The sequence below is a fragment of the Methylobacter sp. BlB1 genome (assembly GCF_015476545.1).
Taxonomy (GTDB): domain Bacteria; phylum Pseudomonadota; class Gammaproteobacteria; order Methylococcales; family Methylomonadaceae; genus Methylobacter.
In genome coordinates, this window is sequence record NZ_JADMKV010000003.1 from 60,922 (window position 1) to 85,908 (window position 24,987).

At 49.9% G+C, this 24,987-nt stretch carries 25 protein-coding genes; 10 read left to right on the forward strand and 15 right to left on the reverse strand.

The window, feature by feature from the left end:
* Window positions 1–130 precede the first annotated feature (130 nt).
* The 3 genes from IT781_RS02300 to IT781_RS02310 all read left to right on the forward strand — a co-directional run bounded on the left by IT781_RS02300 (window position 131) and on the right by IT781_RS02310 (window position 2,300).
* A complete protein-coding gene (locus tag IT781_RS02300; RefSeq protein WP_194968511.1) occupies window positions 131–607 on the forward strand; it encodes a PAS domain-containing protein in 477 nt (158 codons plus the stop codon).
* Between the two features lie 18 nt (window positions 608–625).
* Window positions 626–1,372, forward strand: coding sequence for a phosphate/phosphite/phosphonate ABC transporter substrate-binding protein (locus tag IT781_RS02305; protein WP_194968512.1), 747 nt, complete (start codon window positions 626–628; stop codon window positions 1,370–1,372).
* 163 nt (window positions 1,373–1,535) lie between these two features.
* Window positions 1,536–2,300 carry an inositol monophosphatase family protein gene (locus IT781_RS02310; protein ID WP_194968513.1) on the forward strand — a complete coding sequence of 255 codons (765 nt, stop codon included), beginning with the start codon at window positions 1,536–1,538 and terminating at the stop codon, window positions 2,298–2,300.
* A 12-nt stretch (window positions 2,301–2,312) separates the two neighbouring features.
* Here IT781_RS02310 and rpe read toward each other — a convergent pair whose 3' ends face one another.
* Together rpe and rpiA are read right to left on the reverse strand one after the other, a co-directional pair.
* Window positions 2,313–2,984, reverse strand: a complete 672-nt coding sequence (gene rpe, locus IT781_RS02315; protein ID WP_194968514.1) for a ribulose-phosphate 3-epimerase — start codon at window positions 2,982–2,984, stop codon at window positions 2,313–2,315.
* Window positions 2,985–3,111: 127 nt separating this feature from the next.
* Window positions 3,112–3,765, reverse strand: a complete 654-nt coding sequence (gene rpiA, locus IT781_RS02320) for a ribose-5-phosphate isomerase RpiA (RefSeq protein ID WP_194968515.1) — start codon at window positions 3,763–3,765, stop codon at window positions 3,112–3,114.
* A gap of 264 nt (window positions 3,766–4,029) precedes the next feature.
* On the opposite strand from rpiA, the gene IT781_RS02325 reads away from it, so the two are divergent.
* Window positions 4,030–4,593, forward strand: coding sequence for a thioredoxin family protein (locus tag IT781_RS02325; RefSeq protein WP_194968516.1), 564 nt, complete (start codon window positions 4,030–4,032; stop codon window positions 4,591–4,593).
* Window positions 4,594–4,643: 50 nt separating this feature from the next.
* On the opposite strand, the gene IT781_RS02330 is transcribed toward IT781_RS02325, so the two are convergent.
* The 5 genes from IT781_RS02330 to IT781_RS02350 all read right to left on the reverse strand — a co-directional run bounded on the left by IT781_RS02330 (window position 4,644) and on the right by IT781_RS02350 (window position 10,784).
* On the reverse strand, window positions 4,644–5,273 hold the full coding sequence (locus IT781_RS02330; RefSeq protein WP_194968517.1) for a bifunctional 4-hydroxy-2-oxoglutarate aldolase/2-dehydro-3-deoxy-phosphogluconate aldolase: 630 nt from the start codon (window positions 5,271–5,273) through the stop codon (window positions 4,644–4,646).
* Window positions 5,274–5,359: 86 nt separating this feature from the next.
* Window positions 5,360–7,180 carry a phosphogluconate dehydratase gene (gene edd / locus IT781_RS02335; RefSeq protein ID WP_194968518.1) on the reverse strand — a complete coding sequence of 607 codons (1,821 nt, stop codon included), beginning with the start codon at window positions 7,178–7,180 and terminating at the stop codon, window positions 5,360–5,362.
* A gap of 53 nt (window positions 7,181–7,233) precedes the next feature.
* Complete coding sequence (gene pgl, locus IT781_RS02340; RefSeq protein WP_194968519.1) at window positions 7,234–7,944, reverse strand: 6-phosphogluconolactonase; 711 nt, start codon at window positions 7,942–7,944, stop codon at window positions 7,234–7,236.
* Window positions 7,945–8,005: 61 nt separating this feature from the next.
* The gene (zwf, locus tag IT781_RS02345) at window positions 8,006–9,484 is read right to left on the reverse strand and encodes a glucose-6-phosphate dehydrogenase (protein WP_194968520.1); all 1,479 of its coding nucleotides are present in this window, start codon (window positions 9,482–9,484) and stop codon (window positions 8,006–8,008) included.
* Between the two features lie 400 nt (window positions 9,485–9,884).
* Entirely contained in the window at window positions 9,885–10,784 is a 900-nt protein-coding gene (locus IT781_RS02350; protein ID WP_194968521.1) for a carbohydrate kinase family protein, read from the reverse strand.
* Between the two features lie 256 nt (window positions 10,785–11,040).
* Here IT781_RS02350 and dhaL point away from each other — a divergent pair, with 256 nt between their 5' ends.
* Window positions 11,041–11,688 carry a dihydroxyacetone kinase subunit DhaL gene (dhaL, locus tag IT781_RS02355; protein WP_194968522.1) on the forward strand — a complete coding sequence of 216 codons (648 nt, stop codon included), beginning with the start codon at window positions 11,041–11,043 and terminating at the stop codon, window positions 11,686–11,688.
* Here the strand turns inward: dhaL and dhaK are convergent.
* Entirely contained in the window at window positions 11,671–12,660 is a 990-nt protein-coding gene (dhaK, locus tag IT781_RS02360; protein ID WP_194968523.1) for a dihydroxyacetone kinase subunit DhaK, read from the reverse strand. The genes dhaL and dhaK overlap by 18 nt on opposite strands.
* A 94-nt stretch (window positions 12,661–12,754) precedes the next feature.
* Window positions 12,755–13,606: an HAD-IIA family hydrolase gene (locus IT781_RS02365; RefSeq protein ID WP_194968524.1), complete on the reverse strand. Its 852-nt coding sequence runs from the start codon at window positions 13,604–13,606 to the stop codon at window positions 12,755–12,757.
* 547 nt (window positions 13,607–14,153) lie between these two features.
* Between IT781_RS02365 and hxlA the strand changes: the two genes are divergently transcribed.
* The 5 genes from hxlA (at window position 14,154) to IT781_RS02390 (ending at window position 19,842) form a co-directional block, all read left to right on the forward strand.
* Window positions 14,154–14,801: a 3-hexulose-6-phosphate synthase gene (gene hxlA, locus IT781_RS02370; RefSeq protein WP_194968525.1), complete on the forward strand. Its 648-nt coding sequence runs from the start codon at window positions 14,154–14,156 to the stop codon at window positions 14,799–14,801.
* Between the two features lie 2 nt (window positions 14,802–14,803).
* Window positions 14,804–15,337, forward strand: a complete 534-nt coding sequence (gene hxlB / locus IT781_RS02375; protein WP_194968526.1) for a 6-phospho-3-hexuloisomerase — start codon at window positions 14,804–14,806, stop codon at window positions 15,335–15,337.
* Window positions 15,338–15,575: 238 nt separating this feature from the next.
* On the forward strand, window positions 15,576–17,570 hold the full coding sequence (gene tkt, locus IT781_RS02380) for a transketolase (RefSeq protein ID WP_194968527.1): 1,995 nt from the start codon (window positions 15,576–15,578) through the stop codon (window positions 17,568–17,570).
* Between the two features lie 122 nt (window positions 17,571–17,692).
* Window positions 17,693–18,397 carry a hypothetical protein gene (locus IT781_RS02385; protein ID WP_194968528.1) on the forward strand — a complete coding sequence of 235 codons (705 nt, stop codon included), beginning with the start codon at window positions 17,693–17,695 and terminating at the stop codon, window positions 18,395–18,397.
* Window positions 18,398–18,855: 458 nt separating this feature from the next.
* On the forward strand, window positions 18,856–19,842 hold the full coding sequence (locus IT781_RS02390; RefSeq protein ID WP_194968529.1) for a transaldolase: 987 nt from the start codon (window positions 18,856–18,858) through the stop codon (window positions 19,840–19,842).
* A 292-nt stretch (window positions 19,843–20,134) separates the two neighbouring features.
* Here the strand turns inward: IT781_RS02390 and IT781_RS02395 are convergent, their stop codons facing one another.
* From IT781_RS02395 to rsxB, 6 genes are read right to left on the reverse strand one after another with little or no spacing between them, the layout of a single operon-like run.
* Complete coding sequence (locus tag IT781_RS02395; protein ID WP_194968530.1) at window positions 20,135–20,413, reverse strand: RnfH family protein; 279 nt, start codon at window positions 20,411–20,413, stop codon at window positions 20,135–20,137.
* Window positions 20,410–21,108, reverse strand: a complete 699-nt coding sequence (locus IT781_RS02400; protein WP_194968531.1) for an electron transport complex subunit E — start codon at window positions 21,106–21,108, stop codon at window positions 20,410–20,412. The genes IT781_RS02395 and IT781_RS02400 overlap by 4 nt, the downstream gene beginning before the upstream one ends.
* Window positions 21,109–21,123: 15 nt before the next feature.
* Window positions 21,124–21,834: an electron transport complex subunit RsxG gene (gene rsxG / locus IT781_RS02405; protein WP_194968532.1), complete on the reverse strand. Its 711-nt coding sequence runs from the start codon at window positions 21,832–21,834 to the stop codon at window positions 21,124–21,126.
* Entirely contained in the window at window positions 21,831–22,931 is a 1,101-nt protein-coding gene (locus tag IT781_RS02410) for an RnfABCDGE type electron transport complex subunit D (protein WP_194968533.1), read from the reverse strand. The genes rsxG and IT781_RS02410 overlap by 4 nt, the downstream gene beginning before the upstream one ends.
* A complete protein-coding gene (gene rsxC, locus IT781_RS02415; RefSeq protein ID WP_228778864.1) occupies window positions 22,928–24,424 on the reverse strand; it encodes an electron transport complex subunit RsxC in 1,497 nt (498 codons plus the stop codon). The genes IT781_RS02410 and rsxC overlap by 4 nt, the downstream gene beginning before the upstream one ends.
* Window positions 24,418–24,969, reverse strand: coding sequence for an electron transport complex subunit RsxB (gene rsxB, locus IT781_RS02420; RefSeq protein WP_194968534.1), 552 nt, complete (start codon window positions 24,967–24,969; stop codon window positions 24,418–24,420). The genes rsxC and rsxB overlap by 7 nt, the downstream gene beginning before the upstream one ends.
* Window positions 24,970–24,987: the final 18 nt, after the last annotated feature.

Genomic DNA, 24,987 nt, shown 5'->3' on the forward strand with positions numbered 1-24,987 from the left:
ACAGCAGCGTTCTTGACCTAGATCACAAGAAATAGTAACGACTCAATTATTCTATGCGTCTACATTGAATTATTTGCCCTATAAAGTTAAGGCTCAGTTTATCGGGACGCTACCAGAATGGAGATATACAATGCTTTATGATATGAAACCTGAGGATATAATCGGTGATTATCAGGAGGTTACTCTGAATTTATATGGCGGTATAAAGCGTAAGGTTTTATATACCCAAATTGAGACACCCTATCCTGACGGTAAACTGATCGTTTCAACGACAGATCCGGACGGCATTATTACTCATGTAAATCAAGCTTTTATTGAAATGTCCGGATACACCGAAGATGAGCTGATCGGTGCGCCTCATTCGATTCTCAGACATCCTGATATGCCCTCGGTAGCGTTCAAGGATTTGTGGGATACTGTGCAGCAAGGCAATAAATGGCAGGGATTTGTTAAGAACTTGCGTAAGGACGGCGGTTATTACTGGGTTAAGGCTACCGTTATTCCCAATGTAAGAAAAGGCAAGGTCGTTGGCTATACCTCTGTGCGCCGTAAGCCTTCACGAACTAAAGTGGAAGAATGCGCCAAGCTTTATCCGACCTTGTTTTAACCTATACGGAGCCTAGTTATGCCGAACATGTTCACAGTCAGTCCAGATTTTCCTCCTGACCATATTTCCGGCTGGTATATCTTTAATACCTGGCTTCAAAAACAGAGCGGAGAGGCCATTCATTTGGAAATGTATGACAACTTTCCCAAGCAGAGAGAAGCTATCACCCAGGATAAAATTGATTTGATTTATGCTAATCCATTTGATGCCGCCATGCTGGTACGCGAAAAAGGTTTTTTACCTTTGGTAAGGCCGGCCGGTAAATCTGATGAGGCCATTATCGCCATTAATGCCCAAAATACTGTGGATGATGTCGCTCATTTGTCGCCGGGTATTCGAGTTGCCGTTACTGAAGATCCTGATGTTCATTTGATGGGCATGATAATGCTGGAAGCTGGGGATTTGGATGAAAGCAATATAGAGACAATGGTTTGCGATTCGTATGTTCTGATTGCAAAACAGTTACTGCGCGGGAACGCCGATGTCGGTATTTTCTTGGCTGAAGCTTATGATAACTTATCAAATATCATTAAAAGTCAGCTAAAAGTGCTGGTCCGTAGCCAGATTAGTGTTGTCCATCATTCACTGATGATCGGGCCGAAATTGGCCGAAAAAAGAGCTGTCTTACAAAAATTGCTGGTCGACATGAATAATGATGAGAAAGGGCGGGGTGTTCTGGAAAGTCTGGGTTTTGACGCCTGGATGCCTGTCGATGATGAGGAAATGGAATTCATGATTGATCTGATGGATACTTTAAATACATAAAGTATCCATCTTCTAGTAAAACGCTTGTAAAAGTCTGCTTCAGCCAGTAAAGTTCGAGGCTGTCAGTTTAAATCACTGTCATCATTTCGCTTTTGCGCGTTCGTCACAAGGGAGGGGCTTGGCGTCGAAATGAGTTAATTCTGCTTATTCTTAAGGTTATTTCATGTGTATTTCTTCTGCTGTGCTTGAAAGAGTGGTCCGTGAAGCCGGATCTGTCGCTTTGAATTATTTTAGAAATCTGAAGCATCTGGAAGTTAGCAAGAAAAGCCCGCGCGATTTTGTGACCGAGGCAGATATCGCTGTGGAAGCTTTTTTAAAAGAAGCGCTATCTAGAGAGTATCCGCAATTCGGTTTCTGGGGAGAGGAAAGCGGAGAGACTGAAAATCAATCCTCCCGCTGGATTGTCGACCCGATCGATGGTACACATTCTTTTTCCCGAGGCCAGTATTTTTGGGCACTGAGTGTGGCGCTGGAAATTGACCAGGAATTGGTGGCGGGTGTGGTCTATGCGCCTGCGCTTGATGATTATTATTACGCTGAGAAAGGTAAAGGCGCATGGAAAAATGGCCAGCCTATCACCGTCTCATCTCAGGCTGAACTTGCTACGGCGATGGTGTCAACGGGGTTTGCTTGTGTGCGCAATTATCTGGAACACAATAATCTGGAGCGTTTTTGCCGTATTGCCCAGGCTACGACAGGGCAGCGACGTTTTGGCTCCGCCGCTCTGGATGTGTGCCTGGTTGCCGACGGCCAGGTCGACGCGTTCTGGGAGCAGGAGTTGATGCTGTATGATATTGCCGCTGGCGTTGTGATTGCTAGAGAGGCGGGGGCAACGGTAACGGATTTTCAGGGGAATGAGGGAATTTTTCCAAAGCAGATTTTAGTCACAAACGGGAAGATCCTTGAGCAGATCCTCCCGCTTATGTAGAGTTTTAAACGCTTATTCCGCTTTGGCTATTTCAGCGCGCATGGCGTCGATCACTGCTTTATAGTCAGGCTGGCTGAAGATGGCCGAGCCCGCTACGAAGGTATCGGCGCCGGCTGCTTTGATTTCGCGGATATTGTCGACTTTGACGCCGCCGTCAATTTCCAGACGAATATTCAGGCCGCTGTCGTCAATGCGTTTTCTGACTTCGCGCAGTTTGGGCAATGCGGACGGGATAAAAGACTGGCCGCCGAAGCCCGGATTGACCGACATCAACAAAATCATGTCGATTTTATCCATCACATAATCCAGATAGCTTAACGGCGTAGACGGATTGAATACCAGGCCTGCCTTACAGCCGCAGTCATGGATCAGTTGCAGCGTTCGGTCGACATGAATCGACGCTTCCGGATGGAAAGTGATATAGCTGGCGCCCGCCTTAGCGAAATCAGGAATTATGCGGTCCACCGGCTCAATCATTAAATGTACGTCGATAGGTGCAGTAACACCGTGTTTTCTCAGCGCTTCACAGACCAGCGGGCCAATGGTCAGGTTAGGTACAAAATGATTGTCCATGACGTCAAAATGCACCACGTCGGCGCCGGCTTTTAAAACATTGTCGACTTCTTCACCCAGCTTGGCGAAATTCGCGGACAGGATGGAAGGAGCAATCCAGTTTTCATTCATTGTTTTATATCCTCTTAATGTAAGTGAAATGATTGAATGTCTGAAATAGAAGCCGCCTAAGCTTTAGACGGCTACCTATTGTGATCTATGGCGGGAACGGGCTCTGATGAGCCTTCCGGTATGAACCTTATAAAGTAACGACTTCGTTGCCTTTGCCAACCAGCACGATATCGGCGCCTCTCAGTGCAAACAGACCGACGGTCACAACGCCCGGAATATTGTTAATGATTTTTTCCAGTTCGACGGGATTAGTGATATTCAGGTTGCGGATATCGATAATCTCATTACCGTTATCGGTAATGAAATTTTCTCTCCAAACCGGCTGGCCGCCCAGCTTGACCATTTCGCGTGCAACGAAGCTGCGGGCCATCGGAATGACTTCGATAGGCAGTGGGAATGCGCCTAATACGTCTACGCATTTGGTTTCATCAGCAATGCAGACAAATTTTTCACTGGCTTCGGCGATGATTTTTTCGCGTGTCAAAGCACCGCCGCCGCCTTTGATCAATTTCTTGTCGGGATTGACTTCATCCGCACCGTCTATGTAGATTTTAAGATCGTTGACAGCATTCAGATCCAGAACCGGAATGCCGACTTTTTTCAAACGTTCGGTAGTGCCAATGGAACTGGAGACGGCGCCTTCGATATCGGCTTTATAGTCGGCCAGCATTTCGATAAAGAAATTAACCGTTGAGCCAGTGCCGACACCAATAATAGGAATATCTTTAACATATTGCAGGGCGGCTTCAGCAACTTTTTTTTTCAGTTCGTTTTGAGTCATAGGTCGTTTTTAATATGAAGGGTTAATGGTGCCGCATATAGGCGGTTCGTATTTTTCGTATTTAAAGCAATAACCGATAATCGGCTCATTTAACAGCAATGGTGGGAAATTATATAAAAAATAACACCGTTTGAGTAATGATAAGTAAGGATAATAAGCATTTATCACTGATTATAAGTCTTAACGCTGATCGCCCGATTGTCGGGCATCATCTTATAATCATTAGGTCTATTCAAAATCTTCACAACCATTTAGGAGGAAAGCATGGCGGCAACCACTTCAAACATGATGCCTTTAGGCACTATTGCACCGGATTTCGATTTGTTCAATCCTGTTACAGGTTCTCACAATAGTCTTCAGGAACTGAAAGGGGAAAAAGGCACAGTGGTGATGTTCATCTGTAATCATTGTCCGTATGTGCAGCATATCAAGGATCAATTGATTGATATTGCCCGACATTATGTCCCGCTTGGGATCAGCACCATCGCGATCAGTTCCAATGATATCGAAAACTATCCAGAGGATGCACCCGATAAAATGAAGGACATGATGGAAGCCTGGGGGCACCCTTTCGCTGCCTACCTATATGATGAAAGCCAGGGTACAGCCAGGGATTATCAGGCAGCCTGCACGCCGGACATTTACTTGTTTGATCAGGAATTGGCCTGCGTCTACCGCGGCCGTCTGGATGCCTCAACGCCTAAGAACGATGTGCCGTTGACCGGCGAGGATTTGCGCAATGCGCTGGATGATCTGTTGGCAAACAGGCCCATCAATGAAAAACAGCTTCCCAGCATTGGCTGCAACATTAAATGGCAGGAAGCCTAGAAAAGGTTCGCTACAGGATACATTTGTATCCTGTAGCGGTTGGGGAAAACTTATTTTCTCAGCGCAGCCGCTTCAGTGGCGCGGCGTTTGATTTCGTCCCAATCTTCCTTGTCCACGAGATCGGCAGGCGCCATCCATGAGCCGCCGATACAGGCGACATTGCTCAACGCCAGGTAATCGGCCGCGTTTTTCAGGCTGATACCGCCGGTCGGGCAGAAGGTCACCTGCGGCAGCGGGCCTCCGATCGATTTCAGCATCGGGATGCCGCCGGCGGCTTCGGCCGGGAAGAACTTCATTTCGGTGATGCCTTTTTCCATCAGGCGCATGACTTCGCTCGGGCTGATGACGCCTGGCAAAATAGGTACACTGGATTTAATTGCCGCATCGATCAGGCTTTCGGTTACGCCTGGGCTGACAATAAATTCAGAGCCGGCATCGATGGCTTTCTGCAGGGTGTCCACATTGATGACCGTACCGGCACCGACAATAGCGCCTGGCACTTCGGCTTTGATTCGTTTGATCGCATCCAGGGCAATCGGCGTGCGCAGGGTGATTTCCAGCACTTTCAAGCCGCCTTCAACCAACGCATGCGCCAGCGGTACGGCGTGTTCCAGTTTGTTGATGACCATCACCGGCACGACCGGGGATGTGTACATAATATCTTTAATAGATACAGTCATTATAAATTCCAGTTTATAAAATAAAAGATAGCCGCTCAGGCTCTGTAAAGAGGCGGCCCGGAATAGAACCCGAGCCGCAATATTGCTTAGTCTTCAGCCCACAGGTTTGAGGCGCCTGTTTCTGACGATGATGCGCCGCGGCGGAAAGCGCCGAACAGTTCGCGTCCCATGCCGTAGTGATGGTTAGTGGCTGTATTGACGGCCGGCGTACGCGCATTGAATTCGGCTTCATCAACCAGCACATTGATTTCTCCGGTCTGCGTATTCAAATAAATCATATCGCCGTCGCGGACTTTAGCCAGCGGGCCGCCGTCGGCACACTCAGGGCACATGTGGATCGCTGAAGGCACCTTGCCGGAAGCGCCGGACATACGGCCGTCGGTGACAAGCGCGACTTTGAAGCCTTTGTCCTGGAGCACGCCCAGCGGCGGTGTCAGTTTGTGCAGTTCGGGCATGCCATTCGATTTAGGGCCTTGGAAACGGATGACTGCAATAAAGTCTTTTTCCAGTTCGCCGCGCTTAAACGCCGCCATCATGTCGTCCTGATCATCGAATACGACCGCTGGCGCTTTAACGATTTGATGCTCCTCCGCGACGGCAGATATTTTGGAGACGCCGCGGCCCAGGTTGCCGTGCATCACGTGCAGGCCGCCGCCGGTTGCGAATGGCTTGGCGACGGTGCTGAGCACTTCGGTATCCAGCGGCGCTTCAGGGCAGGGTTCCCAGGTCAGTTTGCCGTCTATCAGACGAGGTTCCTGCATGTAATTCTTCATGCCGCGCTCGTCAGCGACGGTCAGGAGGTCTTCATGCAGCAGGCCGTTTCGCAGCAATTCGGCGATCAGGACGCCCATGCCGCCTGCGGCCTGGAAGTGGTTGACGTCGGCCTGGCCGTTCGGATAGATGCGCGTCAGCAGCGGGATGATGCGGGACAGTTTGTCAAAGTCATCCCAGTTGATGATGATGCCGGCGGCGCGCGCAATAGCAATCAGATGGATCGTGTGGTTAGTCGAACCGCCTGTAGCCAATAAGCCAATGATAGCGTTCACGATCGCTTTTTCGTTGATCATGTGCGCGATTGGACGGAAATCGTCGCCTTGAGTCGTGAATTTCAGAACCTGTCTGGCGGCGGCTTTAGTCAGTTCGTCGCGCAGTGGCGTGTAGGGGTTGATGAATGAGCTGCCGGGCAGGTGCAAGCCCATGATTTCAACCATCATCTGGTTGCTGTTGGCCGTGCCGTAGAAGGTGCAGGTGCCGGCGCTGTGATAAGACTGCGATTCCGATTCCAGCAATTCCTTGCGGCCGACTTTGCCTTCTGCATACAGTTGGCGAATGCGGACTTTTTCCTTGTTAGGCAGGCCGCTGGGCATGGGGCCTGCCGGTACGAACACAGCCGGCAGATGGCCGAAGCTCAGCGCGCCGATCAACAGTCCCGGCACGATTTTGTCGCATACGCCCAAGTACAAGGCGCCGTCGAACATGTTATGGCTCAAGCTGACTGCTGTCGCCATGGCGATTACGTCACGGCTGAACAGGGACAGCTCCATGCCGGGCTGGCCTTGCGTGATGCCGTCGCACATGGCCGGCACGCCGCCGGCAAACTGGGCAACGCCGCCCGCTTCCTTGATGGCTTGTTTAATCAGCACCGGCGCGTCTTTAAACGGCTCATGAGCGGATAGCATGTCATTATAAGAAGAGACAATCGCAATATTGGGTTTCTCGCTGCCGGCCAGATCGGCTTTTTCGCCGGCCGCACAGGCGGCGAAGCCATGCGCGAGGTTGCCGCACGCCAGTTTCGCGCGATGCGGGCCTTTTTCAATGGCCGCGTCGACGCGTGCCAGATAAGCGCTGCGCATATCGCGGCTGCGCTCAATGATTTCTTCAGTAACTTTTTCTAATACGGGATGCATAATATTCTCTTCTTACGACAGCTTATAATGACGGCTTAACATTTAATAATACCTCAAGGCGCCCAATACAGTTCAACCGGCACTTTGTTCTGGCGCAGCACGGCGCGCACAGGCATGTCTTCCACAGATCCTTCGGCCATGGCCTTGCGGAATACGGCGAGTTTTTCTTCGCCGGTCAATAAAATGATCAAGCGTTCGGATTGCAACAGGCCGCTCAGCGTCAGTGTCAAGCGTTCAGTGTTAGGTCCTGTAACATCGCTTTGCTTGGCCATGATGGGCGCGGTAAGCTGCTGATTATCTTCAGATAGCGCTTCCGCCAGGCCATTCGCATGCGGAAATAGGGACGCTGTATGGCCGTCATTGCCCATGCCCAATATGGAGATGGCAAATGGTCTCGGCAATGCCTGATACATGGCTTCTGTTTCAGCGCAGCCTTCAGCAGCGCTTTTAGCTGCCGTTTTCATACCGGTGAAAGGCGCTTTAGCTGCATTATTGATCAGAAGTGAACGATAGATAAGTGCTTCGTTGCTGGCGCTATGCTCTTTGTCCACCCAGCGCTCATCGACCAGCGCGACATTGATGTTATCCCAATCCAGATCGGACAGGGATAAGGCCTCAAATAATGGGGCTGGAGTGCTGCCGCCTGAGACCATGAAGGTTGTGGCGCCTCGGTCAGCCAGGGCTTTCGCCAGATGCGCCCGACAGTCGCTTGCCAGTGCGGCAAATAAGCCGGCGCGGTCTTCATATAAAAATTCTTTAACCATGAAGTATGCTCTTTAATTTTCTATTTACAGCCCTCTTTATATAGACAGCGAGGGCAGCCTTTTATTTATAGCAAGGTTCTATCCAGGCTCTGCCGTCCCGGGCAAGCAGTTCGTCAGCTTCGGCAGGTCCCCAAGTGCCTGCCGGGTAAGGTTTAGGGGTTGCATCAATATGCTTCCAGGCGTCCTGGATGGAATCAATCCATGTCCAGGCCTGCTCAATTTCTTCACGGCTGATAAAGAGCGTAGGATTGCCTCGCATGGCTTCTAGCACCAGCTTTTCATAACCGCCGAAAAGGCTGCTTTTTCTGAAGGTTTCGTCAAAGCTCAAGTCCAGTTTGGTTTTGTGTAATCTGATTTGCTCATCAATACCCGGCACTTTGTTCAGCATGACAAAATCGATGCCTTCATTCGGTTGGAGGTGGATGATGAGCTTATTGGATGGCAGAACGTCGAAGCTGTCTTTAAAAATATTGTGCGGCAGCTGCTTAAAGTAAACGACAATCTCGGTGCGCTTGCCGGCCAAACGTTTGCCCGTACGCAAATAGAAAGGCACATCCGCCCAGCGCCAGTTATCGATGTCGACGCGTAGTGCGACAAAGCTTTCCGTTGTGCTGTCCTTGTTGGCGCCTTCTTCGTCCAGATAGCCTGGCACCGCGCTGCCTTTGATAACGCCGGTGGAGTATTGCCCGCGCACGGTTTTTTCTTCAACATTTTCGAGGGTGATGGGGCGCAGGGCTTCAAGTACTTTGATCTTTTCTCTATGGATGTTCTGTGCTTCCAAGTTGACTGGCGGATCCATGGCGACAAAAGTCAGAATCTGCAGCAGGTGGTTCTGCAACATGTCGCGCAATTGCCCGGTTTTATCGAAATACTCCCAGCGGCCTTCAATGCCGACTTCCTCTGCAACCGTAATCTGAACATGATCAATAGTATTGTGATCCCAGTTGGAGGTGAAAATGGAATTGGCAAAGCGCAGCGCCAATAAGTTCAGCACGGTTTCTTTGCCTAAATAATGATCGATGCGGAAAACCTGATCTTCACTGAAAACTTCAGCGACGACATCATTGATTTCTTTAGACGACTGAAGGTCATGGCCGATAGGTTTTTCCATGACCATGCGTGATTCTTTGTTTAAAACCCCTGATTGATCAAGCCCATGACAGATGCTTTTGAATAAAAACGGAGCCACGGCAAAATAATTGACCATAACCCTTGAATCTGGATCAAGGACGTCATGCAATTTCTTGTATTGATCCAGTTGAGTCAAATCGATTTGCAGATATGAAAGTCTCGCTGACAGCAGTTTCCATACGCTGGTGTCGATTTCTTCATTCAAAAACGCTTGCAGGCTTTTATAAGCAATATCGACATAGGCTGCGCTGTCTTGATCAACTCTATCTACGCCTATGATTTTCGTATCAGGCTCAATTAAATTGGCTTTTTCGAGCCGATACAAAGAAATGAGCAGCTTGCGGCGGGATAAATCTCCCATGGCCCCATAAATGACTAAATCGCAGGGTTTAAATGTTATTGTTTGCATTTTTATTATGTTGAGAAATAAGATGAAATTTAATGAATATCGTTGTTGCTATTGGGAATCAGGCTGACGCGCGCTATTTGCATTTGCTGATGAAAAAAACAAATATAGTGAAAACTCGGGAATAATTCCGGCACTGGCTGGAAAAAACTGAAAAGTATTATCGGCCCAGAATTTATTACCTAGAAGATAACTATTGCCTGTGCGTCGGGTAATGATGGAAGATGGTTGCTTCATGGGCTTTTTGACAAGCAAATAGTTAATTATGTTTCCAAGGAATAGTTGACGTGTCAATACTTTTCTGCTCTTTGGTATTTCATGCCGTCCCGACACATATAATAGCGGACAGGCTCTTATCTACCGATTAAATATCCATAATCCAGGCAAGTGGATCATCCAGTTATTATACATGAAGGTCTTTATGCTGCTCGAGCCAGGTGTAATGTTCTTCTCTTGAAGGAATGCCCAGGCGAGCGCCTATCTTCGTGCAGCAAAGTGCCCCGGCAGCGCTGGCGTAGCGCAGTAGTTCAAGCCATTCCATATCTAAAGCGACACCGGCGGCAAATGCGCCATGAAAAGCATCGCCCGCGCCGGTTGTATCGATTGCAGCAACTGGAAATGCAGGCATGGCGCCGCCGTGCTTTTTGCCTCGCCGCCAAAGCAGTCCTTTTTCGCCCAGCGTGACGACGACGGCAGGAGCGGTTTCCGACAGGCGTGTTAAGGCTGCCTCTACATCGCCGGCAAATTGCCGGGCAAATTTTTCCGAACAGACCAAATAATCGACCTTGTTTATTAAGGCTAGTGTGCCTTCATGTAGGGAGCCGGCATCCAATACGCTGGGAATGTGATCGCGGCGGGCATGCTCGGCCAAAGGCACGGATAAATGCGGCTCATGGCCATCGAACAGAATGACTTTGGGTTTGACTGAAGAGAAGTCCACCGCATTTGACGGCAAGGCTTGGGTATCGCCTTTGTAATTAATCAAGGCTCTTTTGCCATCCGGCTTGACCAGTATTGTCGACAGCGGCGTAGGCGATGGGCCTCGGGCGATGAGTTGGGTATTCACATCGTACTCGGCGAACTCCTGGGCGTGCTTGTCTCCATAAAGGTCCTGGCCCAGATAACCGGCGAAGGCTGATTTGAGCCCCAATCGCGAAACCATCACCGCTGCATTAGCCGCCGGCCCTCCGCCGCAGCTGATAAGGCTGTCCGCGAAAATCTTTTCATCTTCGGTCGGGTGATGCGGAACTGAGAAAATCAGATCGTAAGAAGCGTGGCCTACGCACAGTACGTCCACTTGCATTGGGTAAGTCGTCATTAAGTCAAAGTGATTCGGTATCAAAAACAACCTGTATTAAGAGGGTGATTTTGCAGATTATCATTTCGCCGCATTTACTGGCAAGCCATTACATTAAGAGAAGAATAGTCAGGATTTTTGCCTATTTGATCAAATTGTTCTGATTTAATTATATTGAGTACGGATCTGACATCTCAACTGGACAGGATGATAAATTGCACGCTATTCTCCTGGTTCTCAATGTTCTGAATGGGAAACAGCTATGCAACTCACTCCTCAATTATTGCCTGACCTGATTCAGGTCATAGCCGATGCGATCGAAAATAACGCTGAAGAAGTAACTGCTCTGGATCAGGCTATTGGCGACGGCGATCATGTGTTTAACTTGCAGCGCGGCATCCAGGCCCTTAAGGCACAAAGCGCCGAATTAGGCCAAATGGATTGGGCTGCTGCCTGGCAGAAAATTGGCATGACATTGATGACAACTATAGGCGGTGCGTCGGGCTCACTATATGGCACCTTGTTTATGGCCATGAGCAAAGCCGCTCGCGATCGATCTTTGGATTTGCGCGCTTTTGCAGAGGTTTATGCTCAGGGTGTGGAGGCTGTCAAGCAGAGAGGAAAAGCTGATGTTGGCGAAAAAACCATGCTTGACGTTCTGGTTCCTGTGGCGGACAGCCTGCTTCAGTCATCGGCGGAGGCTGTTGAGTTGCCTGTGGCATTGGGCAAGCTGACGGATGTTGCACTCGCGGGCATGGAGTCTACCCGCGATATGGTGGCTACCAAGGGCCGTGCCTCTTTTCTGGAAGAGCGGAGCAGGGGGCATATTGATGCCGGCGCCAAAACCGCTCAGTTAATGATCTGCGCGATAGTCGCTTTGCTGGTCGAGCGTCTAGCAGCCCCAACGTAAAGCCGCGGTATGGACCGGCGCATCCCAGAGGCGAATCAATTCATCATCAAGCAGCGTCAGCGTGACTGAACAGCCGGCCATATCGAGTGACGTGGTATAGTTGCCAACCAGAGAGCGGCAGATAGTAATGCCGCGTTTTTCAAAGAAGCTGGCAGCCAAGTCGTAAACCAGATGCAATTCCATCAGCGGTGTAGCGCCGAATCCATTGATATGCAACAACACCGGCTGGCCTTTTTGCGGCTTCAGTTCTTCATCGATGGCATGTGCCAGATGCTCGACAATTTCGGTAGCGCTGGTTAATGCCATCGTTTCACGCCCTCGCTCGCCATGTATGCCGACACCCATTTCCATTTCATCGTCGCCAATGGTAAATGTAGGATGGCCGAGAGCCGGTACGGTGCAACTGCTCAGCGCCACGCCCATGGATGCCGTAGCCAGATTGACGCGCTCGCCGAGGGCTTTGCAGGCAGCCAAATCCGCACCGTTTTCTGCTGCCGCGCCGACGATTTTTTCTACAATCAATGTGCCTGCTACGCCACGTCGTCCGGTGCTGTGGTTTTTAGGCAACGATACATCATCGTTTACCAGGACGGTTTCATGCGGGCAGTCCAGCATTTCCGAGGCAATCTCGAAATTCATGACGTCTCCGGCATAATTTTTGACTATGAACAAGACGCCGCCGCCATTCTCGACGGCCTGCGCAGCGGCCAGCATTTGATCGGGCGTAGGCGAGGTGAATATCTGGCCGGGGCAGGCGGCATCCAGCATGCCGCTGCCGACAAAGCCTGTATGCAAAGGCTCATGGCCTGAGCCGCCGCCGGAGATTAGCGCTACCTTGCCCGCAGGGGTAGCGCTTATGCGCCTGACAAAGTGAGGCTGAGTGTTGAACTGGATAATATCAGCATGGGCTCTGGCGAAACCACGCAGGCTTTCGTCGAGCAACGTGGCGGTACTGTTAATGAATTTTTTCATGGCGGCGATTCCGGTTTTTTAGAGTTTTGCTTATGGTAGCGTGCACTGATGACGCGATCAATCGGCTTCTGAGGCACTGGTGTTTGATTTATAGCTACAAGAAATATTCCGGTTGGCCTTGTAATGCTTGGGTTATGGCGCGGATATCGGGCATGACCCAGGTCGGCTGGTAATCCGATTTTTGCAAGTCTTTTTCAGTAGATATGCCCGATAGAACCATAAGGCTGCGTATGCCGGCACGGACGGCGCCTAAAATATCCGTTTCCAGCCGATCGCCGATGGCCACCGTTTGCGATGGATCAGTTCCTAGTAAAGAAAGCGCTTGCTGGTACATGATCGGTTCCGGTTTGCCTATGATGGTTGGTGTTACGCCAGTGGCGACCTGAAGGGCGGCCAGAATGGCGCCGTTGCCAAGTATGGTGCCGTGCTCTGTTGGCAATGTGGTATCGGCATTCGTGCCTATGAATGTTGCTCCTGCCCGGATATTTAATGTTGCTGTCGCGAGTTTGTCCCAAGTCAGCGTATGGTCCTTGCCGCAGACGACAATATGAGCGCCCAGGTTGGGTGTTTCTTTGCTGCTGTCGTTGACTTCATAGAGTCCTGTAAGCGTAAAGCCTTGATCCAGAAGCGGGCGCCTGAGACCTTCTTCGCCGACAATAAATACCCGGGTTGCCTCGGGGCGGTTATGTTCGGCCAGATATAGGGCTGTAGCCGTGGCAGAAGTCAGGATGTTATCCCGAGTTACCGTCGTTACGCCCATGCGTGTGAGTTTCGCAACATACTGTTCCGGCGTCAGGCTGGCGTTATTGGTTGCCAAAATAAACCGGATCTGATGATCATGCAGGGCTTGAAAAAAGCCCTGTAATCCTGGTTGCGGTTGCTCGCCGTGCCATAAAACGCCATCCATATCGATGATAAAGGCGCGGATATTATTAAAAGAGGCCATTAGTAAAATTTCTCAAATAATTAATTGTATTGGATTGAAAGTGTAATAAAGAATTAGGTGTAGTCTACCGCTTAAATGTGAGATATGCTGATTCAACGCATTGAATGCAAGGCCAAAGCTGTCTCTGATTTTCCTGTATTGGCCTAATTCACCAGCTATCGGTTAAGTCGTTTGCGCAGAGAGTAATAGGGTTGGTTTTACGTCAAACTGCGTTTTCAAGGTATTTTACTTCATTGCTTAAAGCTCTGAGCATTATGCTCATCTAGCTTGCTGGTATGGAAATGCATTAAATTTTTAGAGAGGCTGTTTTAGATCGAAGGATTAATGGTTTTCTTCGCAATGGCGGTTGTAACTGCTCAATTCCATATATAAAAATGCATAATTGCAGGTTTGAAAATGCCAGTTCCAATACATTCGATCAGTTCTCATCCTTGTATTGCCGTCGGGATTGGGCATTGACAGGCGTCCCCTTTCTAATTTACAGTTAGCATCGCATTAAATTTATGTAACCAAACTATAAATAAATAAAACATATCGGAGCACGATCATGGCAAAACCATTAATTCAAATGGCATTAGATTCATTAGATTTCAACGCAACAATTGCACTTGCAGAGCAAGTAGCGCCTCATGTTGACATTTTTGAAATCGGAACACCATGCATTAAGCATAACGGCATCAATCTGGTTAAAGACTTGAGAAACAGATTCCCAGATAAATTGCTGTTAGTTGACTTGAAAACAATGGACGCTGGCGAGTACGAAGCAACTCCTTTCTATGCTGCAGGTGCTGATATTTGTACAGTTCTGGGTGTATCAGGCCTTGCAACTTGCGCTGGCGTTATCAAAGCAGCGAATGCGCATGGTGCAGAAGCGCAAATCGACTTGATCAATGTTGAAGATAAAGCAGGCTGCGCACGCGCTACTGCTGAATTGGGCGCTCATATCATGGGTGTTCACACTGGTCTTGACGCACAAGCAGCTGGTCATACTCCATTCGGCGACTTGAACGATATCGCTAGATTAGGCTTAAACGTCAGAATTTCAGTTGCTGGCGGTATTAAGCAATCTACTGTTCAAGACGTTGTAAAAGCTGGCGCAAGCATTATCGTTGTTGGTGCAGCAATCTACGGTGCTCCATCCCCAGCAGAAGCAGCTAAAGAAATCCGTCAATTGGTTAATGCAGTTAGGGTATAAGTATGCATCAGCGACTTATCATTGATAAAATTTCCGGTATTCTGGCAGCTACAAACGACTCATACGACGTACAGCTGACTGAGATGCTTGATAAAGCGTCTCGCATTTTTGTTTCAGGCGCAGGCCGGTCAGGTTTGATCGGAAGATTCTTCGCCATGAGACTGATGCACAGCGGTTATGATGTGAGTGTCGTTGGTGAGATTGTTACGCCGAGCATTAAAAAAGGTGACCTGTTGATCATTATCTCAGGCTCCGGAGAAACTGAACAATTGGTGGCCTTCACCAAACGTGCTAAAGACATAGGCGCTCAAATTGTTTTAATCACGGCGAAAAGCGAATCAACCATTGGCGATATGGCAGATGCGGTATTCCAAATCGGCACTTCTGAACAATATGGTAAAGTTGTCGGTATGCCAATGGGAACGGTATTTGAATTGTCCACATTGCTCTTTTTGGAAGCCTTAATTTCTCATGTAATCCATGAAAAAGGAATTCCTGAAGAAGAGATGAGGTCAAGACACGCTAACTTAGAGTAGCGTTGAAAAGCGAGTGGCGATCGCCACTCGCTTTTAACCGTATCAGATGTCAGATATCGAAATTATGTCGTGACAAAGTTGATAAGGCTGATTAATTCATCATTTATACTCAACGCAGATCAAAATTCGGATAATTTTATTCTCTTTTCTATAACCGAAAATAAACGGTAAGAAGAGATATAATGACCCGGGTTTTGGTCTGTAAACATTTTAGAAACTTATCTCTAAGGAGAAGAATATGACTTCGCGCCGAGAATTAGCGAACGCCATACGCGCTTTGAGCATGGATGCCGTACAGAAAGCAAATTCTGGTCACCCAGGTGCCCCTATGGGCATGGCGGACATTGCTGAAGTTTTGTGGAATGACTTCATGCGCCATAACCCGACCAATCCAAAATGGTCAAACCGCGACCGCTTCGTTCTATCCAACGGTCATGGTTCAATGCTGATTTATTCACTGCTGCATCTGACCGGCTATGATCTGTCTATCGAAGATCTGAAAAACTTCCGTCAATTGCATTCTAAAACAGCAGGCCATCCTGAATATGGCTATGCTCCCGGCGTTGAAACCACTACGGGTCCATTAGGTCAGGGTATTACCAATGCTGTCGGTATGGCTATCGCTGAAAAAGCACTGGCTGCTGAATTTAACAGACCCGACCATAAAATTGTTGACCACCACACCTATGTGTTCATGGGCGACGGTTGCTTAATGGAAGGTATCTCGCATGAAGCTTGTTCTTTGGCGGGCACCTTGGGATTGGGCAATCTGATTGCGTTCTGGGACGACAATGGCATTTCCATTGACGGCCATGTTGAAGGCTGGTTCACTGATAACACGCCAATGCGCTTTGAATCGTATGGCTGGCATGTAATCCCTGATGTTGACGGCCATGATTCGCAAGCTATTCATAAAGCGATCGAGATGGCTAAAGCCATGACCGACAAGCCAACATTGATCTGCTGCAAGACAACAATCGGCTTTGGCTCTCCTAACAAAAAAGGTTCTCACGCTTGTCACGGCGCCCCTCTGGGTCAAGACGAAATCAACCTGACCAAAGCTGCTTTAGGTTGGGACCATGATGCGTTTGAAGTTCCAGCTAATATCTACGCCGGTTGGGATGCAAAAGCCAAAGGCGCTAAAGCTGAGCAGGAATGGAATGAAAAATTCGCTGCTTATAAAGCAGCTTATCCTGAATTGGCAGCCGAATATGAGCGTCGTATGTCTGGCGAACTGCCAAGCAACTGGACAGCCGAAGCAGACAATTTTGTTAGCGCTGTTAATGCTGAAGCTAAAACTACGGCTACACGTCTTTCTTCACTGGCTTCAATTGAAGGTTATGCAAAAGTATTGCCTGAAATCTTTGGCGGGTCAGCTGATTTAGGTTGCTCTAACATGACTGAATGGTCCGGTTACAGACCAATGCGCGCAGATAAACCGCATGCCAATTACATCAATTACGGTGTACGTGAGTTCGGTATGTCAGCCATCATGAACGGTTTGGCGTTGCATGGCGGCGTTATCCCATTCGGTGCAACTTTCCTGATGTTCTCAGAATATGCACGTAATGCGATCCGTATGGCGTCATTAATGAAGATCCGTTCGATCTTTGTTTATACTCATGACTCTATCGGTCTGGGTGAAGACGGTCCGACTCATCAACCGATCGAACAGACCGCTACTTTGCGCATGATTCCAAACATGCACGTATGGCGTCCATGTGATGCGGTAGAAACAGCCGTATCGTGGAGATCAGCTATCGAACGTAAGGATGGCCCTTCAGTTCTGGTATTTTCACGTCAGAACCTGCCACACATGGCTCGCACTCAAGAACAAATTAGCGCCATTTCCCGTGGCGGCTATGTTTTGAAAGACAGCGATGGCCAACCTGAAGCTATCATCATCGCTACCGGTTCTGAAGTTGAGCTGGCAGTGAAAGCAGCGGAAGAGTTGACAGCTAAAGGGCGGAAAATCCGTGTGGTCTCTATGCCTTCTACTAACATTTTCGACGCTCAAGATGCAGCCTATCGCGAGTCAGTATTGCCATCTGCCGTGACCAAACGTGTAGCTGTGGAAGCGGGTGTGACCATTGGCTGGTGGAAATATGTGGGCACCAACGGCAAGATCGTAGGCCTTGATCGCTTCGGTGAGTCAGCGCCAGCGGGAGTACTCTTCAAAGAGTTCGGCTTCACCGTTGAAAACGTAGTCAAAAACGTAGAAGCAGTACTTTAATTTAAAAGTAATATATACACTATAAATTTGGCGAGGGTCCCTTTTTATATCTGGATGAATCCAATTGCCCGTCCAGCCTTAAGGGGGCCCGATCCGTTTATTACGACTCATAGGTGAACAACGTGAAAAAGAATAATTTGACGACAGGCGTGCTTGCAGCGCTGCTGCTGGCAAGTCCTATAGCGGGAGCAGAAACAGAATATCCAGCATCCGATTTCAAACCGAAAGTTCTGTACAAGGACGCTGAATATAAGCATCAGGCTGCTACCCCATCTGCATCGGCTGCGAAATCTAAACCAGTTGCTGCAGAAACTGCTAAACCAGATCCAAACTATCCTGCGGCAACCTTCAAACCGCAAGTTGTCTATAAAGATGCCGAGTATAAGCACTCTTCATCGGCTCCTTCTGCTCCAGCATCAAAACCAGCTGCTTCTGAATCAGTTTCTGGTGGCGAGTCAGAATCTACTGGCGCGGTAGCTACTACAGAAAAGAAAGAAGAACAGTCAATGACTAACTATTTAGTCGGTTTAGGCGCATTTGCACTGGCTGGGCTGTTTTTCTTTGGCAGAAAACCTAAAGCTCAAGCTGAAAGACCTGCTCCTGTATATACCAGAGACACTACTGGCGGACTTACCGGTGTTGCCAAATACCTGAAAGAACAGGAAGCCGCTTCAGCAACTGGAGTTACCAAATACCTGAATAGACAGGTTGCGTCTGAAGAAGTGGCAACTGCTGCGGCTCCAGTGACTGGTGTTGCCAAGTATCTGGATAAAAAAGCAGAAGCAGATGCAACGGGCGTAGAAAAATATCTGCGCAAACAGGGTTAATACATACCTGAAATCCGGGGCATATCCGCTGCCCCGAATCCAAGAGAACTAGGTTCCTACTCAAAGCAAGAGTGCTTAAGTGGGCTCGATTGGTGTGTGACTGCCCCCGACTATTCGAGGGCAGTGGCCTTTTCTTGACGAGAAGCGGAAAATCCGCGCTTAAATGGCATTTAGTTATCATTGACCAAATAACTGATTCACGCCAGCATCCTGATCACGGATGAAAAAATCGTTGCTGGATCGCTTGAAGCCGGAATGATTCCATTCCGGAGCAAAACGTCACAAAGAAATTACAATCCCCATATTTCTTAACTTAGGATTGAGGTAAGATATGCTCACGGATTTACTTCAATGGTGAGTTGTCCGCTCACAGTCTAACTAGTGCATTCTTTATTATATTTTGATTATAATGAGCGGCTCTGCGGATTTTTTTAATTTGAAAACGAAAGGTACCATTTATGGCAAAGAACTTACTTGAACAACTGAGGGAAATGACCGTGGTTGTAGCCGATACAGGCGATATCCAGGCCATTGAAACTTTCAAACCACGCGATGCTACAACCAATCCTTCATTGATTACTGCCGCTGCTCAAATGCCTCAATATCAAAGTATCGTTGATGATACACTGAAAGGTGCCAGAGCAACATTGGGCGGCAGCGCATCGGCAGCAGAGGTTGCTAATCTTGCTTTCGAACGTCTGGCTGTTGCTTTCGGGATTAAGATACTCGAAGTTATTCCAGGCCGCGTTTCTACTGAAGTAGACGCACGTCTGTCTTATGACATCGAAGCCACTATCGCTGTTGGCCGTCAGTTAATTAAGATGTACGAAGAACAAGGTATCTCACGCGAGCGAGTACTTATCAAAGTTGCAGCAACTTGGGAAGGTATTCAGGCTGCGGCGGTACTGGAAAAAGAAGGCATTCACTGTAACCTGACGCTGTTGTTCGGCTTGCACCAAGCGATTGCTTGCGCCGAGAATGGCATTACCCTGATTTCTCCGTTTGTCGGACGTATCCTCGACTGGTACAAAAAAGATACCGGCCGTGATTCTTATGCACCTGCCGAAGATCCAGGCGTAATTTCAGTTACTGATGTATATAACTATTACAAAAAATTTGGTTATAAAACTGAAGTCATGGGCGCCAGCTTCCGTAACATCGGCGAAATTACAGAATTGGCCGGTTGCGACCTGTTGACTATTGCTCCATCTTTATTGGGTGAATTGCAAGCTACCGAAGGCGAATTGGTACGCAAACTGGATCCGCAAAAGGCGGCCGCTGCATCAATTGAAAAAATCACTATGGATAAAGCCACTTTCGATCGCATGCATGCCGAAAACCGTATGGCTAACGAAAAACTGGCAGAAGGCATCGACGGCTTCAAAAAAGCCTTGGAAACGCTTGAGAAACTGCTTGCGGACAGATTGGCTGTACTTGAAGGCTGATCCTTGGAGTTTATCCGGCTGTAAGCAACTTATTGCACTAACAGTCGAATAAAATTTGTTCATCACTCCCGTGCTAAGCATGGGAGTGATGAATCATACTAAATCTGCATTCTCACCGTTGGCTAGCTCTAAGCATAGCATTAACTTCTTTATTGCATTTCCCGCAATCTCCACCTGCACCGAAACACCGGTTAGGCCGCATGTGACTGCAAATACCTATTCTCATAGTAACCTGAATATATGGGCCGGTTGCGGCTTGGCAAATGCCAATAGGCTTTGTTGATTCGTGCTTCTAAGGTTGAGCGGATTCATTGATTCTACGCCGTTTAACCTGCGCAGGATCTGCGGTGATCTGACGATAGATTTCCACGCGATCACCATCCTGAACAGTGGCGTCCAATTTGGCGATTTTGCCGAAAATGCCAACTTTCTGCTTGCTCAAATCGATCTCAGGGCAATGGACTAATAGCCCCGACAGATGGATGGTCTTTTCCACAGTACAGTTATCGGGCACTTCCAGTCGCAGCCATAATTGCCTATCAGCCTGTGCGTAACATACGCCCACATTCATCGTATTTCCTCCGGTATCGCTTCGGATAATAATGTCGCCTGCGCCTTGTTCGCGACTCGTTTCCGGTCCAGTAACCGTTTGCCGGCAATGATAAACGCCAGCATAATGAAACCACCCGGAGGCAGCGCCATCAACAAAAAGCCTTTGTAATTAGGAATTAAAGTTAATTCTATAAACTTGAACCCATCGCCGAGCAGCAACGATGCATTGGCGAATAATGTTCCGGCCGAAGCGATTTCCCTGGCTGCGCCCAAGACGACCAGGGCCATGGTGAAACCTAATCCCATCATGAGGCCGTCCCATAAGGAGAGCGCAACAGGCTGCCTGGAAGCGAACGATTCGGCGCGCCCCAATATCGCACAATTGGTTACGATAAGCGGAATGAAAAGGCCCAGTACTTTATGCAGCTCATGCAGCCAGGCATCCATGAGCATATCCACGACGGTAACCACTGCAGCAATCAACAGTACGAAAATGGGAATGCGGACTTCCGAAGGAATAAGATAACGCGTAACCGAAACGATGGCGTTAGTGCTGATGAGCACCGCCAGGGTTGCCAGTCCCATGCCTAATCCATTAGTGGCTGTAACCGTAACAGCCAGTAAAGGGCACAATGCCAGGTACTGACTGAATACGATATTATTGTCCCAGATACCGTCCCGCATTATTTTTCGATAGCTTTCGGAAATGAACATATAACCACCTTCTGTTTAAGAGCCGATTAACTCGTTACGGTGCCGGTTAAAAAACTGTAAGCCTCGATGAACGGTTTTTACAACCGCTCGGGGCGTAATAGTTGCGCCGGCAAACTGGTCAAAAACGCCCCCGTCTTTTTTGACCGCCCATTGTGCATCGGTGAGGCCAAGCAGGGACCGGCCATTGAAATCCAGTATCCAGCTTGATTTCGCGATCTCGATTTTATCGCCCAAGCCTGGTGTTTCGGCATGATTGATGACGCGTACGCCCAGAATTTCACCATCGCGATTTATGCCTATGACCATGTTGATTATTCCCGAATAACCGTCAGGTGCAGCAAGTTTGAAACAAACCGCGCTGACTTGTCCGGCTTTTCTGGCGATATAAACGGTCGTTTCATTGGCGCCCAGGTTATCCTCAGCAGACGGGACAGTTACCGTATCCTGCAGCAAATCATTGTCATGCAATGTCGACGGTACAACTTCTGCCAGTGATTTCTGTAGATCTTCATCCAGCCGCTGCTGGATGGCATCGTGTGTACTGCAGTGGGTGACGCCGAGCAGAAAGCTGGCGATCAGGGCGAATCCAGCCAGAACACCGGTCTGAAATGCCAATCTGGGCCTCAGCCGTTCAAGGTTCGATGGCTCCAGCCAGTGTTTCAGGAACTCCTTATAGGTGATCGCTTCTTCGATCAGCCACTTGATGTGGTCCGAATCAGATTTCATTGCTTATGCTCCTGTACAGCGACTTTTTGCGCCAAAGGCTTTCCGTTGCGATAGCGGCCGTATATCCTGGGCCGCATGTAATGGTCTATCAGCGGTGTAGCCGCATTCATGAGCAGCACGGCAAAACCGGCGCCTTCGGGATAATTCCCCCAAGTGCGGATAACAAAGATCAACAGCCCGCAGCCTGCGCCGAAAACGAGCTGTCCTGCCGGTGTATTCGGCGATGTGACATAATCCGTGGCGATAAAAAACGCGGCGCACATCAAAGCGCCCGAACTCAAGTGTACTAACGGTGAAACATAATGCTGTCCATCCATCAAATGGAAAATGCCTGACAGTACCGTGACAGTCAGTAACAGAGAAATCGGGATATGCCACTTGATCACGCCCTGCCGGATCAGCCAGATTCCGCCTGCAGCCAGCAGCAGCGAGGAGGTCTCGCCCAGGCTGCCGCGCGTCCAGCCCAGAAAATCCAGGAAAATGGAATGATCCGCCAGGATGTCCGGCAGCCAGTGCTGTTGAGAAAATTCGGTCTTGATATAGCCCAGCGTCGTCGCGCCGGTCATTGCATCGGCAGAGGCCATGCCACCCAGGCCGGAGAAGGTGATTGACCAGCTCTCGATAAGGCCGGGCGCGTGTGCCGAGAAAACAGGCGCGACATTGGGCCACGTCGTCATTTCGATAGGAAAAGAGATCAGCAGGGCGATCCGGGCCAGCATGGCCGGATTGAACAGATTCTGCCCCAGGCCGCCGTAAACCTGCTTGCCCAGTATAATTGCAATTCCGGCACCGGCAACGCCTATCCACCAGGGCGCCCACGGAGGCAGCGTCATGGCGACCAGCCAGCCGCTCAAGAGCGCCGAGCCATCCATGATCACCGGCCTGGCAACCTTGCCTGCCAGACGCAGACAGAAGGCTTCAAACAGAACGGCAGACAGCAGGGTAATAATGAACAGATTCAGGGCGGGCCAGCCGAAACAGAAAAGCCCGAACGCCGTCGCCGGCGATATCGCCAGCATCACCTGCCGCATAATGTGCTGGACTGTCGTGTTCGCTCCTATATGAGCGCCGCTGCTGAGCTTGCTGTGTACAATCATGCCAATGTTCCTTGTTCGTTTTGTAAACGTTCTCTTTCGGCTTTGGCCGCCAAACGCGCCTGTTCTTCTTCTTGCTGCTGTTTTTTGATGCGGTCCATGCGCGCATTGCGTTCGTCCATCAGACGCTTAGTGTGCTCCGATTTGTGCTGTGCCTGCTGCCTGGCTGCGAGTTCGCCGCTGGCGTATTTGAAATACTGCACCAACGGAATGTTGGAAGGGCAGACATAAGAACAGGAGCCGCAACTGATGCAGTCCTTGAGGCCGATGTCGACGGCCGCGTCGAGCTGGTTGTTGCGGATCCGGTTGGCCATCTCCAGCGGCAGCAGGCCGGCCGGGCAGGCGCTGACGCATTGCGCGCAACGGATGCAGGGCTGCTGGGCTTTGTTTCGGATCTCCTCCTGAGTCAAGGCCAGGATGCCGCTGGAAGCCTTGACGATAGGCAGGCGGCTATGCGGCAGTGCATCGCCCATCATCGGCCCGCCCATGATGATGCGTTTGGCAGCTGTTTGATCAACGCCGCAGAAGGCGAACAGTTCACTGATCAGCGTGCCGATGGGCACTTCGATATTCATCGGCGAGGCTATGGCACCGCCCGAGACTGTCACGATGCGGCTGACCAGCGGCTGATTGAAGCGGACGGCCCGGTGCACCGCATAGGCTGTGCCGACGTTATGCATGATCACACCCACGTCGGCGGAGCGCCCGCCGGCCGGCACTTCCTGGCCAATGAGGTAGCGGATCAACTGTCTGTCCCAGCCCATCGGATAACGGGTCGGCACCTGTTCAACCTTGATGAACGGGTAGGGCAGGCCGGCCTTCCGCATGGCTGCATAGGCTTCGGGCTTGTTATCCTCGATGCCGACAATCGCCTGTCCGGTTTCCATGCCATGCAGCATCAGTCGTATGCCGTCAATGATGCCCGCGGCGCGCTCCTGCATCAAGCGGTCGTCACAGGTCAGATACGGCTCGCATTCGCCGCCGTTGATCAGCAGCGTGTGAATTCTGTTTTCACGGCCCAGATTCAATTTGACGGCCGACGGGAAGGCGGCTCCGCCAAGGCCTACGATGCCGGCCGCGCCGACGCGCAGGCTGACCTCTTCGGGTGCCAGTTGAAACGGGTCATCGACAGGCGGAGCGCTGATCCACTTGTCCTCGCCATCGGTTTCCAGCACGACCGTTCGTATCGGCAGCGCCGAGGGGTGCGGTGCCGGATAATCGTCGATATCGATGATCACTCCCGAACTCGATGCATGCACCGGTGCGGAAATCATCCCCTGGCTGTGAGCCAGCAATTGCCCTTTCAGTACATGATCGCCGACCCTGACCACCGGTTCCGCGGCTTTGCCGACATGCTGCTGCAACGGGATATAGAGTTTTTTTGGCAGCGGTAAATCAATCACGATAGGCTGGCTGGAGGTCGAGGCCTTATGCGCCTCGGCATGAACCCCGCCGCGAATGCGCGGCTCTTTAAACAGGGTGGACAGGCTCAGCATGTGGCAACTCCTTCGGCAACAGCCGGTTTGGGCCAGCGCCAGTTCCGCAAGGTGGCCTCAACCGGATGCATTTGCAGACACTCAGTCGGGCAGACGGCTATGCATTTCTTGCAGCCGATGCAGGCGTCACTGATCACGGCATGAATCTGCTTGGGCGCGCCGACGATCGCATCGGTGGGGCAGACCTTGAAGCAGCGCGTGCAGCCAATGCAGGTATCTTCACTTACTCTGGCGACCAGCAGTTCTGGGTCTTGTACATCGTTCAGATCGATTTCCACGCCCAGCAATTTTGCCAGCTGCTCGGCCAGCGAACTGCCGCCGGGCGGGCACAGCGTGGGCGGCGCCTCGCCTGCGGCTAGCGCTTCGGCTGCCGGCCTGCAGCCCGGATAACCGCATTGGCCGCATTGAGAGCCGGGCATTAATGCTTCCAGTTCATCGACGATCGGGTTGCTTTCAACTTTCAGATACCTGGCGGCGATACCAAGCAGGAACCCTAAAATTAGCCCTAATGTCGTCAAACTTACAATGGCAGTTAAAATGTACATGATGTCCCCTCAGGCAGG

Bases quoted from the DNA above. Each gene is read 5' to 3' on its own strand.
- IT781_RS02300 (WP_194968511.1), top strand. From the start codon at position 131: ATGCTTTATGATATGAAACCTGAGGATATAATCGGTGATTATCAGGAG.
- IT781_RS02305 (WP_194968512.1), top strand. From the start codon at position 626: ATGCCGAACATGTTCACAGTCAGTCCAGATTTTCCTCCTGACCATATT.
- IT781_RS02310 (WP_194968513.1), top strand. From the start codon at position 1,536: ATGTGTATTTCTTCTGCTGTGCTTGAAAGAGTGGTCCGTGAAGCCGGA.
- rpe (WP_194968514.1), bottom strand. From the start codon at position 2,984: ATGAATGAAAACTGGATTGCTCCTTCCATCCTGTCCGCGAATTTCGCC.
- rpiA (WP_194968515.1), bottom strand. From the start codon at position 3,765: ATGACTCAAAACGAACTGAAAAAAAAAGTTGCTGAAGCCGCCCTGCAA.
- IT781_RS02325 (WP_194968516.1), top strand. From the start codon at position 4,030: ATGGCGGCAACCACTTCAAACATGATGCCTTTAGGCACTATTGCACCG.
- IT781_RS02330 (WP_194968517.1), bottom strand. From the start codon at position 5,273: ATGACTGTATCTATTAAAGATATTATGTACACATCCCCGGTCGTGCCG.
- edd (WP_194968518.1), bottom strand. From the start codon at position 7,180: ATGCATCCCGTATTAGAAAAAGTTACTGAAGAAATCATTGAGCGCAGC.
- pgl (WP_194968519.1), bottom strand. From the start codon at position 7,944: ATGGTTAAAGAATTTTTATATGAAGACCGCGCCGGCTTATTTGCCGCA.
- zwf (WP_194968520.1), bottom strand. From the start codon at position 9,484: ATGCAAACAATAACATTTAAACCCTGCGATTTAGTCATTTATGGGGCC.
- IT781_RS02350 (WP_194968521.1), bottom strand. From the start codon at position 10,784: ATGCAAGTGGACGTACTGTGCGTAGGCCACGCTTCTTACGATCTGATT.
- dhaL (WP_194968522.1), top strand. From the start codon at position 11,041: ATGCAACTCACTCCTCAATTATTGCCTGACCTGATTCAGGTCATAGCC.
- dhaK (WP_194968523.1), bottom strand. From the start codon at position 12,660: ATGAAAAAATTCATTAACAGTACCGCCACGTTGCTCGACGAAAGCCTG.
- IT781_RS02365 (WP_194968524.1), bottom strand. From the start codon at position 13,606: ATGGCCTCTTTTAATAATATCCGCGCCTTTATCATCGATATGGATGGC.
- hxlA (WP_194968525.1), top strand. From the start codon at position 14,154: ATGGCAAAACCATTAATTCAAATGGCATTAGATTCATTAGATTTCAAC.
- hxlB (WP_194968526.1), top strand. From the start codon at position 14,804: ATGCATCAGCGACTTATCATTGATAAAATTTCCGGTATTCTGGCAGCT.
- tkt (WP_194968527.1), top strand. From the start codon at position 15,576: ATGACTTCGCGCCGAGAATTAGCGAACGCCATACGCGCTTTGAGCATG.
- IT781_RS02390 (WP_194968529.1), top strand. From the start codon at position 18,856: ATGGCAAAGAACTTACTTGAACAACTGAGGGAAATGACCGTGGTTGTA.
- IT781_RS02395 (WP_194968530.1), bottom strand. From the start codon at position 20,413: ATGAATGTGGGCGTATGTTACGCACAGGCTGATAGGCAATTATGGCTG.
- IT781_RS02400 (WP_194968531.1), bottom strand. From the start codon at position 21,108: ATGTTCATTTCCGAAAGCTATCGAAAAATAATGCGGGACGGTATCTGG.
- rsxG (WP_194968532.1), bottom strand. From the start codon at position 21,834: ATGAAATCTGATTCGGACCACATCAAGTGGCTGATCGAAGAAGCGATC.
- IT781_RS02410 (WP_194968533.1), bottom strand. From the start codon at position 22,931: ATGATTGTACACAGCAAGCTCAGCAGCGGCGCTCATATAGGAGCGAAC.
- rsxC (WP_228778864.1), bottom strand. From the start codon at position 24,424: ATGCTGAGCCTGTCCACCCTGTTTAAAGAGCCGCGCATTCGCGGCGGG.
- rsxB (WP_194968534.1), bottom strand. From the start codon at position 24,969: ATGTACATTTTAACTGCCATTGTAAGTTTGACGACATTAGGGCTAATT.